Source organism: Rhizomicrobium palustre, from assembly GCF_011761565.1.
Taxonomy (GTDB): Bacteria; Pseudomonadota; Alphaproteobacteria; order Micropepsales; family Micropepsaceae; genus Rhizomicrobium; species Rhizomicrobium palustre.
On record NZ_JAASRM010000001.1, the window covers coordinates 2,333,104 to 2,351,333 of the forward strand.

General features: G+C 58.8%; 13 protein-coding genes. 7 read left to right on the top strand and 6 right to left on the bottom strand.

Annotated elements, in window-relative coordinates; all coding sequences use genetic code 11:
• Position 1 precedes the first annotated feature (1 nt).
• From FHS83_RS10510 to FHS83_RS10535, 6 genes are all read right to left on the bottom strand, one after another.
• Complete coding sequence (locus tag FHS83_RS10510) at positions 2-2,131, bottom strand: TonB-dependent receptor (protein ID WP_167082918.1); 2,130 nt, start codon at positions 2,129-2,131, stop codon at positions 2-4.
• 192 nt (positions 2,132-2,323) lie between these two features.
• On the bottom strand, positions 2,324-3,160 hold the full coding sequence (tsaA, locus tag FHS83_RS10515; protein WP_167082919.1) for a tRNA (N6-threonylcarbamoyladenosine(37)-N6)-methyltransferase TrmO: 837 nt from the start codon (positions 3,158-3,160) through the stop codon (positions 2,324-2,326).
• A 4-nt stretch (positions 3,161-3,164) separates the two neighbouring features.
• The gene (locus FHS83_RS10520) at positions 3,165-4,208 is read right to left on the bottom strand and encodes an ABC transporter substrate-binding protein (protein WP_167082920.1); all 1,044 of its coding nucleotides are present in this window, start codon (positions 4,206-4,208) and stop codon (positions 3,165-3,167) included.
• A 5-nt stretch (positions 4,209-4,213) separates the two neighbouring features.
• On the bottom strand, positions 4,214-4,990 hold the full coding sequence (locus FHS83_RS10525) for an ABC transporter ATP-binding protein (RefSeq protein WP_167082921.1): 777 nt from the start codon (positions 4,988-4,990) through the stop codon (positions 4,214-4,216).
• Positions 4,987-5,982 (bottom strand): FecCD family ABC transporter permease, encoded by a 996-nt coding sequence (locus tag FHS83_RS10530; protein ID WP_167082922.1) that lies wholly within the window; start codon positions 5,980-5,982, stop codon positions 4,987-4,989. Before FHS83_RS10530 ends, FHS83_RS10525 begins: the two co-directional genes overlap by 4 nt.
• The gene (locus FHS83_RS10535; protein WP_167082923.1) at positions 5,979-6,761 is read right to left on the bottom strand and encodes a DUF364 domain-containing protein; all 783 of its coding nucleotides are present in this window, start codon (positions 6,759-6,761) and stop codon (positions 5,979-5,981) included. The genes FHS83_RS10530 and FHS83_RS10535 overlap by 4 nt, the downstream gene beginning before the upstream one ends.
• Positions 6,762-6,995: 234 nt before the next feature.
• On the opposite strand from FHS83_RS10535, the gene tsaA (FHS83_RS10540) reads away from it, so the two are divergent.
• The 7 genes from tsaA (FHS83_RS10540) to FHS83_RS10570 all read left to right on the top strand — a co-directional run bounded on the left by tsaA (FHS83_RS10540) (position 6,996) and on the right by FHS83_RS10570 (position 18,221).
• The gene (gene tsaA / locus FHS83_RS10540; RefSeq protein ID WP_167082924.1) at positions 6,996-7,469 is read left to right on the top strand and encodes a tRNA (N6-threonylcarbamoyladenosine(37)-N6)-methyltransferase TrmO; all 474 of its coding nucleotides are present in this window, start codon (positions 6,996-6,998) and stop codon (positions 7,467-7,469) included.
• A 1,294-nt stretch (positions 7,470-8,763) separates the two neighbouring features.
• A complete protein-coding gene (locus FHS83_RS10545) occupies positions 8,764-11,184 on the top strand; it encodes a TonB-dependent receptor (RefSeq protein ID WP_167082925.1) in 2,421 nt (806 codons plus the stop codon).
• Between the two features lie 9 nt (positions 11,185-11,193).
• A complete protein-coding gene (locus FHS83_RS10550; RefSeq protein WP_167082926.1) occupies positions 11,194-13,032 on the top strand; it encodes a DUF3604 domain-containing protein in 1,839 nt (612 codons plus the stop codon).
• Positions 13,033-13,100: 68 nt separating this feature from the next.
• Complete coding sequence (locus tag FHS83_RS10555) at positions 13,101-14,015, top strand: peptidyl-prolyl cis-trans isomerase (RefSeq protein ID WP_167082927.1); 915 nt, start codon at positions 13,101-13,103, stop codon at positions 14,013-14,015.
• Complete coding sequence (locus FHS83_RS10560) at positions 14,015-15,025, top strand: HupE/UreJ family protein (protein WP_167082928.1); 1,011 nt, start codon at positions 14,015-14,017, stop codon at positions 15,023-15,025. The genes FHS83_RS10555 and FHS83_RS10560 overlap by 1 nt, the downstream gene beginning before the upstream one ends.
• The gene (locus FHS83_RS10565) at positions 15,022-16,881 is read left to right on the top strand and encodes a DUF3604 domain-containing protein (RefSeq protein ID WP_167082929.1); all 1,860 of its coding nucleotides are present in this window, start codon (positions 15,022-15,024) and stop codon (positions 16,879-16,881) included. The genes FHS83_RS10560 and FHS83_RS10565 overlap by 4 nt, the downstream gene beginning before the upstream one ends.
• A gap of 17 nt (positions 16,882-16,898) precedes the next feature.
• Positions 16,899-18,221 (top strand): DUF1254 domain-containing protein, encoded by a 1,323-nt coding sequence (locus FHS83_RS10570; protein ID WP_167082930.1) that lies wholly within the window; start codon positions 16,899-16,901, stop codon positions 18,219-18,221.
• The last annotated feature ends 9 nt before the right edge of the window (positions 18,222-18,230 follow it).

Below are 18,230 nucleotides of genomic sequence, written 5' to 3' on the forward strand. Positions count from 1 at the left end.
CTCACGATTTGACGCGCAAGTTGAAGAAATAATTGCGTCCTTCGGACGGATAGCCATAGGTCACGGTATAATTGACATCGAAGAGGTTTTTCACGCCAAGCGACAGGCCGAGATTATCGGTAAACTGATATTCCGCCTGGAAGTTGGTGAGAAAGAATGAGCCGGTCTTGTAATAGAGCGTGCCCGCTGTGTTGGTGCTCCAGCGATTTGAATCGGTCTGGATGGACGGCCGCAAGGTGAGATCTTTCACCGGCGTCCAGGCGAGATAGGCGAACAGATTCGAATTCGGCATGCCGGTGAGGTGATAACCGGTGGTCAGCGCCGGATTGGCGGGGCCTTGCGCATTCAGGGCGCGATCGACATAGCCATAGGAGAGCCCGGCGAAGAGCGTGTCGGTGATGTCACCGCTCGCCGACAGTTCGAAGCCAGTGTAATCGCCGGCACCTACATTCTGGGTTTGGGTGGTGGTGGTGGAAACACCCGCCACGCCGCCCGAAGTGCAGGTTTTCTTCGCGGCGGTGGAAGTTGTGTCGCAGAAGAGGATCGGCACATTGGCAATGGCCTTGGTCACACGGCTATAGAACACCGCGCCTTCGACATGAATGCCATAGAATGTGTCGGCGCCGCCGATCTCGTAATTGATGGCGCGTTCGGTTTCGAGCGCGGCATTGGAAATGGTGGTGCCGAATTTGGTCGAGAAACGATCGAACAGCGTGGGGAAGCGCGCCCGGTCGGAAATGGAGGCGTGCAGATTGCCGCCATCGGCAAGGGCATAGATCAGCTCGCCTTGCACATTCAGCGCGCTGCCATCATGGACGGGATAATGCGCAAAGCTGCCGGTCGCGCCCGCGGTGGTGGGATCGTTGTAATCTTCTGCCTTGAGGAGATGTCGATAATCATAAGAGAGCCCGGCGACCAGGGTCAGCTTTTCGGCGATGTTGAAACGGTTCTCGGCCGCGATAGACCAGGTATCTTCCACGCTGGTCTGCTTGGGCTCGGTGAAGGCGGGCTTATAGATGATCTGCCATTCGGTGTGGCTGTCGTGGCGGTAAAAGCCGGAGAGCTTGAAGGTATCGACACCGCCGAAGCTGTAGCCGGTTTCAAGATTGGCGCCATAGGCGTAATCCGAATAGAGGCTGCGGAAGGATTTCGGCAGGGTTTGCGCGGTGAAGCTCGCGTCGTCGTAAGAATAGAGCCCATTCAGGAATGAGCTATAGAACACCTTGCTTTTGACATAGGCGGCGTCGGAGAGCGCCGTGTTGGAGAGGAAATAGACGTTCTGGACATTCCAATAGGGCCAGGTCCAGTTCCTTTGCGAAGCGAGCGTGTCGGCGACGGAATAGGGCGCTTCCTTGCGTCCCCATTGACCGGTGTAGCTGATGGAATATTCATCGCTGGCATTGGGTGTGTAGCCTGCTTTGAGGTTCAGGCTGTAATTGCGGGAGGAGGAATTGTTGCGGTCGCCTTTGGCTTGCGTGGTGGTGCCCGAAAAATCATCCGACATGCGGAACTGATCGGTCTTGGTCAGCGTGCCCGAGGCCGAGACATAATAAAGGCTCTCGGCATGGCCCAAATAGACCGAGGCGTTGTAGCCATTATAACCCAGCTCATTACCAGCGGTGAGGCCGATGCGGGCGTCGGCTTCATATTCCTTGGTCGGCTTCCTGGTGACGAGGTTGATCGCCCCGCCCAGCGCGCCCGGGCCGGAGAGCACCGAGACATAGCCTTTCTCGACCTGTACCTGCGCCAGATTGGCGGTGGTGAAAAAGCCGATATCGAGGCGGTTATCCGCGGGCAGATAAACCCGGATGCCATCCACGAAAAGCGGCGTCTGGAAGCGATCGAAGCCGCGCACGAAGAAGAGCTGCTCGTTGCGCGTGCCGCCCGTGATGGAGGTGGAAACGCCCGGCACCATTTCCAGTGCCTTGTCGAGGGTCAGCGCATTGAAGGCGGTGAGTTGGTCGTTTTCGAGCTTGGTCTCGCCAATCGCCGGTGTGGAGGCGGCGCCGGTCACCGTCACCTGTTCGATGCGGCCGAGCGAAAACACGCCCTCTGATTGCCCCAAGGCTGGTGCGGCGATGGCCAGAAGCGCCAGCGCCGAAGATGACATTCCAAAACGACCCATACGCATAGTGCCCTCTTCTTCGCGGACCCGTTCCGCTGTGGTCGTCATGTAAAAACGACAACGGTATACAAACAAGACATACGCGGGGCGCAAGGGCAGGCTAGGGCTGCGCGCCTTGCCGCAGCCGTTCATTTTTCTGGGAGTGTTGCGGATTTTTGCGAAAGGCTTGGGCACAGGGCGCGCGCGAATGGCACGGTTTTAAGCGCGCGCGAACAGGGCCGCATCGGGAAGAGCAAAGACCTCGTCCGCGCCTTTATACCGGCGCCCGGCCAGACGGATTTCGGTGCGGCGGCCTTCCTTGGTTAGAAGCAAGGACCAATCGGCGATGGCTTCGACGCGGTCGGAAAAGTCCATGCTCTGGCGCAGCACCGAGCAGCCGGTGACACCCTCGATGCCTTGCGCGAAAAACGGCCCGCCTAGTACGCGGGCGTGATCGGCTTCGCCGCGCGCAATATCCAGCGTCTTCATCGCACAGAGGCCCGCGCGCAGCCCGAGGGCCAGCGCCACATTCATCGTATCCCAATGCAAGAGGCGCGAGGTTACATTCAGGCCATGGCGCGTAGGCCAATGCAGTGGCGTCTCGGCCATGGGGAAGGCGTCGTAGCGCGGCACGTATATCTTGATGTCGAGAACCGCCGTGCCATCGAAAGCATCGAGCCCCTTCACGATCAGCCGGTTTTTGTCGCGGCGGATCAGCTCTACCACGCAGGAGCCTATGCCCGAAGGCCGGGCGGGTGAGCGGCTGGTCCAGATGCCTTTGTGACAAGGTTCACCCGCGCGCGGCGGGGCGAGCGCCTGCATATCGGTCTGGGTGAGGCCTATCTCCTCGCGCCATTCGCTGCGGCGGTGCTGGTGGTAGAGCACATGCAGGTGGCTGAAATGTTCGAGCCCGATCAGCCCATCGGCCAATTCCGCACGGATCACGATGGCAGAAGTGGCGTCATAGCTCACCTGTTGGGTGAAATCCTGGAAGGCGGATTCCACCACGCCAATCGGGGTGATCGCGACCGGGGCATGTGCATCGAAGCCGGTCATGGGCTCAATGCTTCACGGCTTGCGCCAGAAGCGCGTTCAATTCGGCGTCCGTCAGATCGCGGTGATAGAAGAGCTTATAGAATTTCTTGGTTTCCGCGCGGATGTCTTCGTGGAAGAGATCGGGATAAAAGGTTTCCGCCAGCCATTTGATGCCGATGACGCGATTGACCGAAGGCGGGCGGTCGATCCAGTTGAAGGGAAATTGCGGCGCTTCATAGACGGCGCGATCCTTCACCGCCTTGACCTGTTTCCACATCGGATCGCTCCACACCGCGGTATAAAATGCGCCGGGGGAGTGCTCATGGTCATAGCCCGCGATGATGATCTCGGGGTTCCAGATGAAAATCTGCTCCATGGAGACCGGCACTTCACCAAAGCCGTGATCGGCTTGCACCTCGGCGACATTGCGTCCGCCCGCGAAGAGAATGGATTCGGAATGCGGGGAACCGCCGGGGTCGGTATTCAGCCCCTTGGCCCCTTCGGCGTAATAAACGCGACGGCGCTTATCTGCGGGAATTTTGGCGACGGTGGATTTCACTTTGGTCAGGGCCGCAGTGACATACTCGGCGAGTTCCTTCGCGCGGGCCTGACGCCCGGTGAGTTCGCCCAGCATGCGATAATTGTCGGCAATCTTCTCCAAAGACCAATCGCCGATGATCACCGGCAACCCGGTTTGCGCCTGCACGCGCTCCTCAACCGAGCTGTTGCCGCTTTGCCCGATGGAGACCATCACATCGGGATGTACCTTCATGATCTGTTCGAGATTGCCGGTGTTATTGCGCCCGAACCAGCCACCGAGCACGGGAAGGCTTTTCGCAGGCTCCACCAGCAGCGCCTTTTCGCCCGGCGTGGGCTCGTAGTTCCAGCCCACCAGCATGTCGGGCGCCAGGGTGTACATCATCACCTGACAGGTGGGGCTCATGCAGTAGACCTTTTTCACCGTGTCCGGGATGGTGAGCTTGCGGCCGGCCATATCGGTGAAGCTGCGCGCCTCGCAAGACGCCGCCAAAGTAGCAGCCAAGGTAAACGCGGCGAGAATTTTGCGCATGGCAATTATCCTTCTTGCAGCAAGGGCACGCAGACGGTCAGCCCGCCGTCCAGTGCGGCGAGTTTCAGGCTGGTGGAATAGGTTTCGCAGAGCAGCGCCTCGGTGAGCACCTCTTGCGGTTTTCCCAGCGCCATCAGCTTTCCTTGGCGCAGCAGCGCGACGCGGGAGGCGCAAAGAAAGGCCTGATCCGGTAAATGGGTAGTGATGAGCAGGCCCAGCCCGCGCTGCGTCAGCTCACGCACTTTCTTCAGCACCTTCACCTGATTGCCGAAATCGAGGTTGGAGGTCGGTTCATCCAGCACCAGGAACTGGCTCTCCTGCGCTACAGCGCGGGCGATGAGCACAAGCTGGCGCTCCCCGCCGGAGATTTCGGTATAGCGGGCGTGAGCGAGATAGGAGAGGCCGAGAGTCTCGATGGCGTGGTCGGCGATTTTTTCGTCAGCGCGCGAGGGCGTTCCGAAAAATCCCAGATGCGCGGTGCGGGCCGTCAGCACCACCTCACGCACGCTGAAGGGGAACGGCGGGGTATGGGCTTGCGGCACATAAGCGAGCGCGCGAGCGAGGCGGCGCTGCGGCCAATGGCTTACGTCTTCGCCATCAATAAAAATGCCACCGGATTTCTTCTGCAGCAGGCCCAGGATCGTCTTGAAAAGCGTGGTCTTGCCTGAGCCGTTCGGGCCGAGAAGATAAAGTGCCTCGCCAGAAGATACGCTGAGCGAAATGGGCTCGGTAATGCTTTTAGCCCCATAGCCGCAGACAAGGTTGCGCAGCTCCAGCTTCATGCCCAGCCTCGCTGGGAGCGCATCATGAGATAGAGAAAAAAGGGCGCGCCAATCAAAGCGGTGATGATGCCGAGCGGAATCTCATTGGCCATCAGAGAGCGGGCAAGATCATCGGTGAGAAGAAGATAAGAACCGCCTAGCAGCATGGATGCGGGTAGCAGCACGCGATAATCCGGCCCCACGATCATGCGGGCGAGATGCGGGATGACGAGGCCGACCCAGCCCACCATGCCCGCGATGGCGACGGAGGAGGCGGTCAGCAGCGTTGCGGCGAAGATGATGATCCAGCGCAGCCGCGTGGTTTCGGCGCCCAGTGCGCGCGCCTCCTCTTCGCCAAAGGCCAGCACATTCAAATGCCAGCGCAAGAGATAGAGTGGCACCAGCCCCAGTGCGATCGGCACCAACGCGAAAATCAGATCGGAAGGATTGATCGCCGACAAGCTGCCCATCAGCCACAGGGTGATGGCGGGGAGCTTGGAATAGGGATCGGCGGTGTATTTTGCGAGGGAGACCAGCGCGGTGAAGACGGAGCCTACCAGAATGCCCACCAAAACCAGCGTGAGGATGGGATCGCCCGCACGCTTCAGCCGCGAGGCCGCAAGGCAGGTGAGACCGACCGCGATGAGGCCGAAGGTGAAAGAGGAAAGCTGAATGGCGATGACACCCAGGCTCGCCAGAATAGCGGCAGCTGCACCAAAGCCCGCGCCTGCGGAGGCGCCGAGGATATCGGGCGAGACCATGGGGTTGCGGAATATACCTTGATAGGCCGCGCCCGCAGCCGAAAGTCCCGCGCCGATGAAAATGCCCGCCAGAATACGCGGCAAGCGAACTTGCAACAGTACTTGCCCGGCGAGGCCCGCGGCATCGGGATCAGTGATCAGCTCCCACCAGGTTTCGCCCGGCACCGTATAGCGCCCGAGGGAGAGAGAGCCCCAGGCGATGAGGATGAAACACGCCGCCAATACAAACAACGCGGTACGCTGTGCTTTCATCCTGCGCGCCGCGCAAGATGTGGTGCGGCTTCCAATGTCACCATACGGGCGCCGAAATCAAAGAGCTGATGCTGCCCGCCTTCTTGGAGTGTGCGCAGCACGGCATCTTCATCCTGCACCACCAGCCCGGCCAGCATGGAAACGCCATGCTCATAGAGAAGCGGGGTGAGCGGCGTGGAAGGGCCGGTGAGAACGATCTTGGCGCCCTGGGACAGCTGAAGCAGGCGGGGCAGGGTCTTGTTGATCAGCGTGACGGCGGTGATGACCACAATATCCTGACCGGGTAGGACATATTCGCATGCGGGATCAGGCAAATCTCCGGCCTGCGGCTTGCGTTCCAGAATGGTCAGGCTGCAGATCTCTTTCAGCGGTTCGAGATCGCGGAAATGCCCAACCACGGCGACGTTCTTGCCGCGAAACTCTTCCCGCAAATAATGAAAGCAGTTGGCACGGGGCAGCGTGCCGAGGGGCACGCCATGCGTGGCTTCCACAGCTTCTGGGTTGTTCAGCGCCGCGTTGATGGCAGCAAGGCCGAGGGCGGCTTCATAGAAATTCCAGGATTTGATCAGCGCCGCGACATCGCGCAGAGGTCTGCCGGTATAGCTTCCCGCCTCAGCGAAGAGTGGCGGGCCATCGCTGGGCGTCATGGCAACCCCAACGCCACCATGGCTGGAGCGCACGCCCATCCAATGCAGGCCACAGACACAAGCGGTGGCTTTGGCATTGCCCGGCAAGGCCTCGATCAAGGCATCATATATGTCCCAATTGCTGGCAGCCATGGCACCCCTCTTTAGAGGCGTCTTTTAACAGAGATATTGTCTCGTGTGAACGACAGTACGGGAGGGGCGCGGTTCAGCGGCAGCGCATTCTGGGCTTGGTGACCGTAAGTCGCATGCGGAAAAGGCGTTGTTGCATCTTTCCGCGCCAAGACGGTTATCGCGTGGGCACTGCTTCGGCTTTCCCGCGACAGCGGTCATGTTAGGCTGAGCCCTCTCGAAAGCGGGGCCAGGGCGATGCCGTTTCAGCTTAATCCCATCGGTGTGATCCATTCCCCGCATGAACACGCCGCGGGAACGCCGATCCAACCCAGTTGGGCGGAAGGTGCTGAAGGCTATGTGGAGATCGATCCCGCTTTAGCGCTGGGCCTGCGCGATCTGGAAGGCATGGAGCGCATCTGGCTGATCTATTGGTTCGACCGCGCGGGGCCTGCATCGCTGGAGGTCGTGCCTTTTATGGATGACAAATCGCACGGCATCTTTGCGACCCGCGCGCCGACGCGGCCTAACCCGATTGGCATGTCCTCTGTGCGGCTGCTCGGCATCGAGGGTGCGCGGCTGCGCGTCAGCGGGCTTGATATGCTCGATGGTACGCCGCTCCTCGATATCAAACCCTATCTTCCCAGTGCCGATGTTTTCGCAGTGCAGGGTCTGGGCTGGTATGCGCAAGCGCACGGCAGCGGCAAGGCGGATGGAAGGTTTGAGAAATAGAGTGCCTGATGCGCGCGGACACTGGTTCGCCGTACCAAACACATCAATGGGTTAGGAGCCGGGGTGTAAAACTGGAGGGACGGTGGAAGGCCGTGAACTCAAGATCGACGGCGTCTCGCGCGCGCAGGTGAAGGGACGCCGTGGAGTTCTTCTCGCTTGTGTTCTAGCCACACAAGCCTGTCAAACGCCTCCTGTCTCATGGCTGAATTCAGGCCACCGAGGGTGTACCGCCAGTCAGCGTAGCTGATAAGTGCGTTCAGCTCATTAAGCGATAAACTGTTCAGCCTTCGATCATATCGCCAAACAGAAGGAGATCATGATCATGGGCGACCTGGGAGAGTATGAGCTTCACTGCAGGTCTGGCGACGCATCGCTCGGCATTTTTCTTGAAGAGGAAGGGAATGGATCACGGACATAGCTTGCCGTGCACGCCCATGCGGTCCCCACCCGACACCCAGGGCCGGGGTACTACATCATCTTGGACACACCAACCAAGGACGTAACGTGCGTTACCCGGCTTTCTCCTATGCGAATTGGAATTGCGCTTCACCGGATAGGTCTTTTCCGGTGGTTCCGCCTTGATCTTCTTCTAGGCTTTCTTCGTGGCACTCATCTGCATCACCGCACCAAGACGCCTTATCCCGGAATTCTTCATCATCACCCATTGGCTTTGTCAAAAGCCGATGCGAGACACACGGCACATGAAAGCGAACCCGATGAAGCGATCGATCTGCTAAACTGACAACCAAGGCCGTTTGATCCTCCCGGAAGATCTTGTTCAAGTGGTTCAAGCCAAGGGGGCGTATGGCGATCCTCTCGGGCGGATCAGCAGGGGACCGGGTTGAACTCTACCGACCAGACCACCGCCAAGGCAGGTATGTACGCGTCTATATATTTGAGACGATACTTCATCACCTCCTTACACTCCCCTCCGTCCCCTGCGCCATTCTACATCGCAAGCGCTGTTGGAATTCAGGAAACACACACCTTGCTTGACAAAATGAATCACTACTGACTTAATAGAGATAATATACACCGGATGCGCTGGTGTATTCGGCTGACATGTCCGGCATCACATGTTCGCGGCTTTTGACGGAAAGCAGCTTGCTCCGCGTAAACAACCGCTAAAGCGCACGGCGTCCGCACCGCTAAACGGGCTCGTGTATTCCGATGTAGGAGTGGACGATGTGTAGACAGACCAAGCGATAGCTGGCGAGGCGAGAGCCTCGTGTTCACCCAATTCCATACCATATCGCAGACGGCGGGCGCTATGCGCAGCCGGTGAGGGGATTTTATGTCTATACAATACCGTCGCGCGGCTGCGCGCGGCCTGCTCAATGCTGCCTTGTTGGCCGGAACGGCTCTGGCATCGCCAGTTCTTGCTGATGATGGGGATAAGCCGCGTTCCGGTGAGGGGCAAGTTGTGCTCGCGAGCGCCGATCTTGGCTATCAAGGAAGTGTGGAAAGCGTCTTGGTGACTGCACGCCATGTGCAAGAGGATGTCCAACACGTTCCAGTCGCGGTGGATGTGCTCAATTCGGTGCAAATCGAGAAGACCGGGCAGTTCACCATCAATCAGCTGCAAATAAGTGTTCCGTCACTCTATGCGGCCACCAGCAATGCCCGTAACGCGGCGGTCAATATTCGCGGATTAGGCAGCAACACGACGATCGCCAATGACGGCCTCGAAAATGGCGTCGGCTTTTACATCGACGGCGTGTATTACGGGCGCGTGGGGCTTTCGCAATTCGATCTTCTCGATCTTGAGCAGGTGGAAGTGCTGCATGGGCCGCAAGGAACGCTCTTCGGTAAGAATACGACTGCCGGTGCGCTGAATATCACGACGCGCAAGCCCACCACCACGCCGGAAGCCCAATTCGTATTGCAGGGCGGCGATTTCGGCTTTTATCAAGGCGCCGGCTCCGTATCCGGCGGTCTGCTCGATGACAAGCTCGCGGGGCGTCTCTCCTTCGGCTACACCTCCCGCGGCGGCTATGTCAAAAACATCACGCTGCATACCAACGTGCGCGATTACGTGAATAGCTCTGTGCGCGGCCAGCTTCTGGGAAATTTCACGGAAAACCTGGAACTCCGCTTTATTGCCGATTTTCAGCGGCAGGTCGCCCACACGGCCTCAACCGATGATGGGGTCGTCACGACCTATGACAATGGCGCACCTGTAGCGGATAACATCATCACCAAGGCGGCACGGTTCGGATATACGCTGCCCACCAACTCGGTATGGTCGCGCATTACCGATGTGAATTCCCCGGTCCAGGCCAACATGGAGCAATGGGGTGTTTCGCTCCAAGCCGATTGGAAAATCGCCGGCGGAACACTGACGTCGATCACAGCCTATCGCGCTTGGAATTGGTATCCCCTCAACGATAGTGATGGCACTCCCCTTTCCGCCATCACGCTGTCGCATATCGTTGACCATCAGCAGCAATTTAGCCAGGAACTGCGCTACGCGGGGGAGGTCAGCAACGATATCGATTATCAGGCCGGACTTTATTACTTCTGGCAGATCGTCGACGGCTACACGCAATTCAAATATGGAAAAGACGCACCGCTTTTCTATTTCCCGGCGGTGAACCCGATTTATACCGCTGCCCTTTCAGGCTATCACACGGGCGCCGTTTCCAACCCGCAAACCAGAAGCTATGCCGCATTCGGACAAGCCAACTGGCATATCACGCCGGAGCTGACGCTTACTGGCGGTCTTCGCTATACTTATGAAGACAAGAACGGCATCTATGACAACCGGGTTCTGGAAGCTGCCGATATTTCTGGCTTCACGCCCGCACAGCAGGCGACGATCCTGGCTGTACGCGCCAATTTCTCCCGCGTATGGGGATATTCGTCGAGCTTGCATAACGGCAATTTGTCGTCGCTGGTCACGTTAGCCTATCAAATCGATCCTGATGTTCTGACCTATGCGACTTGGTCCCAGGGTGAGAAATCCGGCGGTCTCAACCTTGCAAATCTGCCGACCACACTCACCGACCCGCGTGTGAAGCCGGAGAAGGTCGATAATTACGAACTCGGCCTCAAGAGCAAGCTTTTCGACGGCAGTTTGGTCGCCAATCTCGCTGCCTATTGGACCGAGGTTGGAGATTATCAGACGCTGGTCTACAGCCTGCAGCCGCCCTATCAATCGGCGATCAACAACATTCCGCGGGTGCGTTCGCGCGGTTTCGAGACGAGCTTTCTGTGGGCCCCGCTCGACAAGGTCGGGATCGGTCTAGGCACGGCCTATACGGACGCGACCTATCTCTCCTACCAAACCGGACCGACACCGGCAGAGCGTGGTCCGCTGGCGACATTCCCCTTCACCGATCTCAGCGGAAAGCCGCTGGCCTCGGTATCCAAATGGGTGATCACCGCGACCATCGATGCGGCGCAGTCCTTGGGCTTGAATGGACCTTCCGGTATCGGTCCGCTGGAAGCCTATGTGCATGCCGATACACGCTATCAGTCATCGCTATACACAAACGCCAGCGATTCCAGGTATTCGCGCGTGCCCGCCTATGATCTCACCAATCTGCGGATTGGTTTGCGCACCGAGGATAGCGGCTGGGACCTCAGCCTGTTTTCCAACAACCTCCTGAACCAGCGCTATTACCTGAGCCGCAGCCTCGCCACGACAGGGCTTATCACCGGGCTGGCGGGCGATCCACGCAACTCCGGCATCACGCTGCGCATCAAATATTGAGGGGAAGCAATGCGAAAAATTCTTCTATCGACGGCTGCTGCACTCGCGGTGTCCGGCGCGGCCATGGGGCAGGGGGGCGGCATCGCCGTTCACCCCGAACGCGAGGCCTATTACGGCGATCTTCACCTGCACACTTCCTATTCCTTCGACGCCTATGTCCTTTTGGGTACGAAGGTCGATCCGGACGCGGCCTATCGTTTTGCCAAAGGCGAGCCGGTGGATGTGTTGGGCCAGCAGGTACGTCGGCGGGAACCGCTCGATTTTCTGGCGGTGACCGATCACTCCGAAAATATCGGCGTGGCGCGCGAAGCCGATATTCCCGGCAGCGCAATTGCGCAAAGTGCGTGGGGTAGGGGCCTGCAGGCGGATCGCAAGAGCCTTTCCACCGGGTTCACCTCCGATCGAAAGGGCTTCCTCGAACTTCTGACCAAGTATTTCCTGGGCGACAAAGATCAGCCCCAAGCTGTGAAGGATGTCGCCAAATCGGCCTGGGAGCGTGAGGTTTCCGCGGCCAACCACAACAATCAGCCGGGAAAGTTCACGGCCTTTGTCGCCTATGAATGGAGTTCGCTGCCCAACGGTGCCAATCTGCACCGCAATGTGATCTTCAAAGGAGACAAAGCCCCATCGCCCTTTTCCTCTCTGGATTCGCAGAACCCGGAGAAGCTGTGGGATTGGCTCGATCAAATCCGCAAGGATGGCTATGAGGCGCTGGCGATACCGCATAATGCCAATGCCTCGAATGGCCTTATGTATGACTGGAATACCTATGAAGGCCGGCCCATTGATCTTGCTTGGGCGCTGCGCCGGGCGGAAAACGAACCTTTAAGCGAAATCTCGCAGAACAAGGGGCAGTCGGAAACCATTCCCGCTCTGTCGCCGAATGACGAATTCGCCGATTTCGAGGTTTGGGATACGCTTTTGGTCTCCGCGCAAAAGAGCAAGCCCGGCGGCTCCTATGTGCGCGATGCCTTGAGCCGCGGTCTGGTGTTGCAGAAGGCTCTCGGCGTTAATCCCTATAAGTATGGCATTGTCGGCGCCTCCGATATCCATAGCGGGTTGTCTGTCAGCGCCCAACAGGATTATCCCGGCTATGCCTCCGGCAAACCCGGTGTTCCGACCAAAGAGGAAGCTACCGCTGTTCTCAACTCAGCGAACGGTGCGAGTATCGCCAACCGTTTGCGCGGAACCAGCGGTAACCTCACCGGCATTTGGGCCGAGAGCAATACCCGCGATTCTCTTTACGCAGGGCTTCGCCGCAAAGAGACCTTTGCGACCTCCGGCACCAGGCTGAAATTCCGCTTTTTCGGTGGCTGGAATCTGGATTCCAAACTGGTGTCCCACGGCGATTGGGTGAAGGAAGCCTATGCCAAGGGCGTGCCCATGGGCGGGGATCTCCCGGTAAAACCGGGTGCTGCCAAAGGGCCTAGCTTTGCGGTATGGGCCGCGAAAGATCCGAACAGCGCCAATCTTGATCGGGTGCAGATTATCAAAGTCTGGGAAGAGGGCGGGCAGCAAAAGGAGAAGATCTTTGATGTCGCCTGGTCCGGAAATCGAAGCATCGATCCCAAGACCCGTAAGCTCCGGGCGGTTGGTAATACCGTCGATTTGAAAACCGGTGCTTACGACAATTCCATCGGTGCGACGGAACTGAAAACCGTGTGGCGCGATCCGGAATTCGATCCCAAGCATCTGGCCGCCTATTACGTCCGGGTGTTGGAAATTCCAACGCCCCGCTGGTCGACCTTGCTCGCCATCGCCAATCAGCTGCCTTTGCCGAAGAGCGTTGCGCTCACAGAACAGCAGCGCGGCTGGTCGTCGCCGATTTGGTACACGCCGAAGAAATAAACCCAGGGTACTGGAGCGGCTCCACGCACCGCTCCGGTCTATTCCTCACACACGATCGGGAGATATTTGTGGACGCCGCTATCCATCAATTCAAACCCAAGCAGGCTCTGGAAGACGCCGCAAAGCCGCGGCACAAAATCACCGCAGCGCTTCGCAAAGCCGCGCGCGAGCCGTTTTTCCACTTTCTTTTCCTCGGCGCAACCATCTGGGCCGGTGTCGAATATGTCGAAGCGCAATCGGAGCGCTATGTCATTCACGTCGGGCAAGCGGAACGTCAGCGTCTCGCCATCGCCTATCAGCAGCAATACAATCAGGCGCCCAGCCCCGAGCAATTGCAGGCGCTGACGGATCGCTTCATCCGCCAGCAGATTTTCGTGCGCGAAGGCAAAGCGCTGGGCCTCGACAAGGGTGATGAAATTGTCGAGCGCCGCATCGCGCAAAAGTACGAATTTCTGCAGCAGGATCTTGGCGCGCCGGACGTTCCGGACGATGCCACGCTGAAACGCTGGTATGACGCCCATAAGGTGCAATACCTCACCGGGCCGCGGGTTGCTTTCACACAGGTTTATTTCTCGCCGGATCGTGATGGCGAAGCGGGTGCAAAGGCGCGCGCCGAAAAAACACTGGCGACGCTGGCGGGCGGTCACGAGACGCGCGCACCCGCCTTGGGCGATGCCTTCCCGGGACCGAGTGATCTTCCCGCTTTGTCGAAAGACGATGCCGTGCGCCTGTTCGGGGACTCCCAGCTTTCCAGCGCTCTGGTGGATGTTGCACCCGGCAAATGGGTTGGGCCGTTCCGTTCCGGATATGGTTGGCATCTTGTGTATGTGAGCCATCGCTTGGCGCCGTCCTTGCCCGGCTTTGCGGACATAAAGGGGCGCCTTGCCGATGATTACCGCGAAGAGCAGCGCCGCCTGGAAAATGCGCGCGCTTACGAAAAGCTGCGCGTCAAATACCGCGTTGCTTTTGAAGGAGGCCGCTGATGCGTTTTCTTCAAGCGATTTTTATCGCTTTTATCGCGCTGATGAGTGTTGCCGCCGCGCATGAGGTGCGCCCGGCATATCTTGAGGTCACTGAGCGGTCGGATGGTCTTGTCGATGTGTTGTGGAAACAGCCAGCGGCGGGCTCTCTCGCCATCCGTTTGGTGCCGCATATTTCGGGCGGGGTGTTGGAACGTCAGCCGACCAGCGTTTCTTCCGCACCCAATTTCGAAATCCGGGCGTGGCGCGGCTTGAAAGTGCCGGGCGGGGTGGATGGACGCAGCATCACCATCGAAGGACTCGATCGCACCATCACAGACGTCCTCGTGGTGGTGACGCTGAAGAGCGGCGATGGGGTGCAGGAGGTATTGCGCCCGCAAAACCCGTCGCTCACGCTGCATATTGCCAAAACAGGGCTGGCGGTTCCGGCCTATTTGACCCTCGGCATCGAGCATATTCTGACCGGTATCGATCATCTTTCCTTTGTGCTCGGCCTATTGCTCTTGGTGAGGGGGCGGGTGGCGCTATTGAAAACCATCACGGCTTTCACAATCGCCCATTCCATCACCCTGGCGGCGACGACGCTGCATCTCATCACAGTGCAGCCTGCACTGATCGAAGCGCTGGTGGCCTTCAGCATTCTCTTCGTGGCGGTGGAGCTGGTGCATCTTTATCGAGGGCGGGAAGGGCTCACGGTGCGGTATCCCTGGGTGATCGCCTTTACCTTCGGGCTTCTGCATGGCTCGGCCTTTGCTGGTGCGCTGAAAGAGATCGGCCTTCCGCCCAATGATATTCCACTCTCGCTTTTGCTCTTCAATGTTGGGGTGGAGTTCGGACAGCTTCTCTTTGTCGGCGCCGCAATGGGTGTCATCTGGCTGCTTTCGAAACTCCCGCGTGAACTGCCGGGCTGGACGCGCTGGGTTCCGCCCTATGCGATCGGCGGCTTTGCCGGCTTCTGGTTTCTCGAACGTCTGACCACGGCGATCATTACATCTTCTGGAGGGGTATTATGAGAAAGCTTGTTCTTTTGTCTGCCGTCTCTGCCGCGGCACTGCTGGCGCCGGAGGCACTCGCGCAAGGCAATATCGCGGTCCATTCCGAGCGCGAAGCCTATTATGGCGATCTGCATTTGCATACGACCTATTCCTTCGATGCCTATGTTCTGATGGGCACCAAGGTCGATCCCGATCAGGCCTATCGTTTCGCCAAAGGAGAGCCGGTGGAATATTTAGGTGAAAAAGTGCAGCGCCGCGAACCGCTCGACTTTCTGGCGGTGACGGACCATTCGGAAAATATCGGCGTCGCCAATGAAACCGAGAACCCGTCCAGTGCTGTGGCGCAGACCGAATGGGGCAAGAGCCTCAAGGCCGATCTCGACAAGGTGAAGTCGCCTTGGGAGCGCGCCAAGCTCGGCATCGCGCTGCTCACCAAATACTTCATCGGCGGCCAGCGCGCAGCGGGGCAGGCGGGGGCGGACGCGGCGAAATCGGCCTGGCAGCGCGAGAAAGATATTGCCAACCGAAATTACGAGCCCGGCAAGTTCACGACATTCCTCGCCTATGAATGGACGTCAATGCCGAACGGGCAGAACCTGCATCGCAATGTGATCTTCAAAGGCAATGATGCGCCCGCGCCCTTCACCGCGCAGGATTCGCAGAACCCGCAGGATTTGTGGAACTGGCTCGCCAAAATTCGCAAAGATGGCTACGAGGCGCTCGCCATTCCACACAACGCCAATGCTTCAAATGGCCTGATGTATGATTGGAACACGCTGGATGGGCGGCCCATCGATATCGCTTATGCGCAGCTGCGTACGGAAAACGAGCCACTCTCCGAAATTGCGCAAAACAAGGGCGCATCGGAAACCCATCCAGCGCTATCGCCAAATGACGAATTCGCCAATTACGAAATCTTCGACACGCTTCTTATCAGCCAGCAAAAATCGAGGCCCGAGGGTTCCTATGTGCGCGATGCCTTGAGCCGTGGCTTGGTTTTGCAGCGCAAGCTCGGCGTCAATCCCTATAAGGATGGCATTGTCGGTGCCTCGGATCTGCACAGCGGTCTGACGGTGTCCTCGCAAGAGGATTACGGCGGCAATATCGGCGGCATCAACCAAGGTCCCGGAAAGCCGAACAAGGAGCAAGCCTCCGGCATTCTGGGCTATACCGGCGATCAGGGCGCTCTAGCCGGATTTAAACTCTGGCGCACTACGGCAGGCAACCTCACCGGCGCCTGGGCCGAAAGCAACACGCGTGAATCCATTTATAACGCCTTCCGCCGCAAAGAGACCTTCGCTACCTCCGGCACCAAGCTCAAATTCCGCTTCTTTGGCGGCTGGGGCTTGGACGGCAAACTGGTGCAGAAGCCCGATTGGGTGAAGGCGGCCTATAAAGCCGGTGTGCCGATGGGCGGCGATCTTCCCGCCAAGCCGGGCACAGCCAAAACGCCGAGCTTTGCGGTTTGGGCGGTGAAGGACCCCAACAGCGCCAATCTTGATCGCGTGCAGGTGATCAAAGTGTGGGAAGAGAACGGCAAGCAGCAGGAAAAGATCTTCGATGTCGCCTGGGCCGGCAAACGCAAGATAGATCCCAAGACTCATAAGCTGCAGGCCATCGGCTCCACCGTCGATCTCTCCACCGGCAAGTACACCAACAGCATCGGCGCGGCTGAGCTGAAAGCGGTGTGGAAAGATCCAGAATTCAATCCCAAGCAATATGCAGCCTATTACGTGCGTGTCTTGGAAATTCCGACGCCGCGTTGGTCCACGCTCGTCGCCATCGCCAATGGTTTGCCGCTGCCCAAGGACATCCCGCTGACGGATCAGCAGCGCGGCTGGTCTTCGCCCATCTGGTACACGCCGAAACTCTAAGGAGGTCGAATATGACCATGACACGCAGACATGCACTGCAATGGGCGGGCGCGGGATTTGCGGCCAGCATTGTTCCTGCCCTGGCACAGGATAGTGCCTCTCCCGAAGCTTTGGCGGAGGAGGCATTCATCTGGGGCTTTCCCCTCGTCATCTCTGACACGTTGTTCCGTAGCGCGCAGCAGAAAGGCGAGAACATCAATCGCTTTGTGGTGCAGGGCGCGCTTTCGACGCCGGCGTTCAATGTGCCGGGGCCGAATGTGGATACGCTTTACGGTTCGGCCTGGCTGAACTTGATCGGCGGGCCCAAGATTATCGCCGTGCCCGACACGGAAGATCGTTACTATTCAATCCAACTCGTCGATGCCTATGGCAACAGCTTTGCCTATATCGGTCGGCGCGCAACCGGGACCAAGGCGGGCGCCTATGCCATTGCGCCGCCGGGCTGGGGTGGAGATTTGCCCGCAGGCGTCACGCGGATTGAAGCCACCACACCGCATGTGCTGGCGTTGACCCGCGTCCTGGTGACCAGCGAAGCGGATTTGCCCAAGGCGGTCGCCATTGAGGCGCAGTTTTCAATTGGATCGTTGAGCGATTATCCCAATCAGCTTGCACCCGCTTTGGTGACGGTGCGGCCCTGGAAGCTGCCGATCCCGGACGTGGCTTCGCGCGGCCACGAATATTTCCTCGATCTTAGGTCCGCCGTGGTTGCCAATCCGCCTTTGCCGGAGGAGCGCGAAGCGGTCGGGCATTTTGCGACTCTCGCGTCTTCTTTCAGCTCGCAGTCGGAGGCCGCGGCGGTGCTGAATGCCGCGATCCCGAAGGGCGTCGCCAAAATCAAAGGCGCCTGGGGGCAGCTTTCCGAAACCTCGGGCGGCTGGAGCGTGAATAAGAAGGTGACGCCGATCATTCACGATCCGCTTCTGCGCGCAGCCATCAATCAATATGGTCCCGGCACGCACATCGCCGAGGAAGCACTCTATTGGTCGCCTGTGCCGGATCTCGGCGCAGGACTTTCCGGGGACAATCGCTATCGTCTGCGCTTTGCTAAAGGCCAGTTACCGCCCGTCGATGCCTTCTGGTCGCTCACCCTTTACGGGCCGGATTTTCTGCTGGTGGAGAACGAGATCAAACGTTACGCGATCACCGACCGCAGCGAAGGGCTGGTGACCAAGGCCGACGACTCGCTCGAAATCGCCATCCAGAACGAGAAGCCCCTGGAAGAGGGTATCAACTGGCTGCCCGCGCCCAAAGGGCCGTTCCGGTTGATCCTGCGTACTTATCAGCCGCGCCCGGAATTGCTCGAAGGGCGCTATCGCTTGCCGCCGCTGAAAACGGTGTAACGAGGTTCA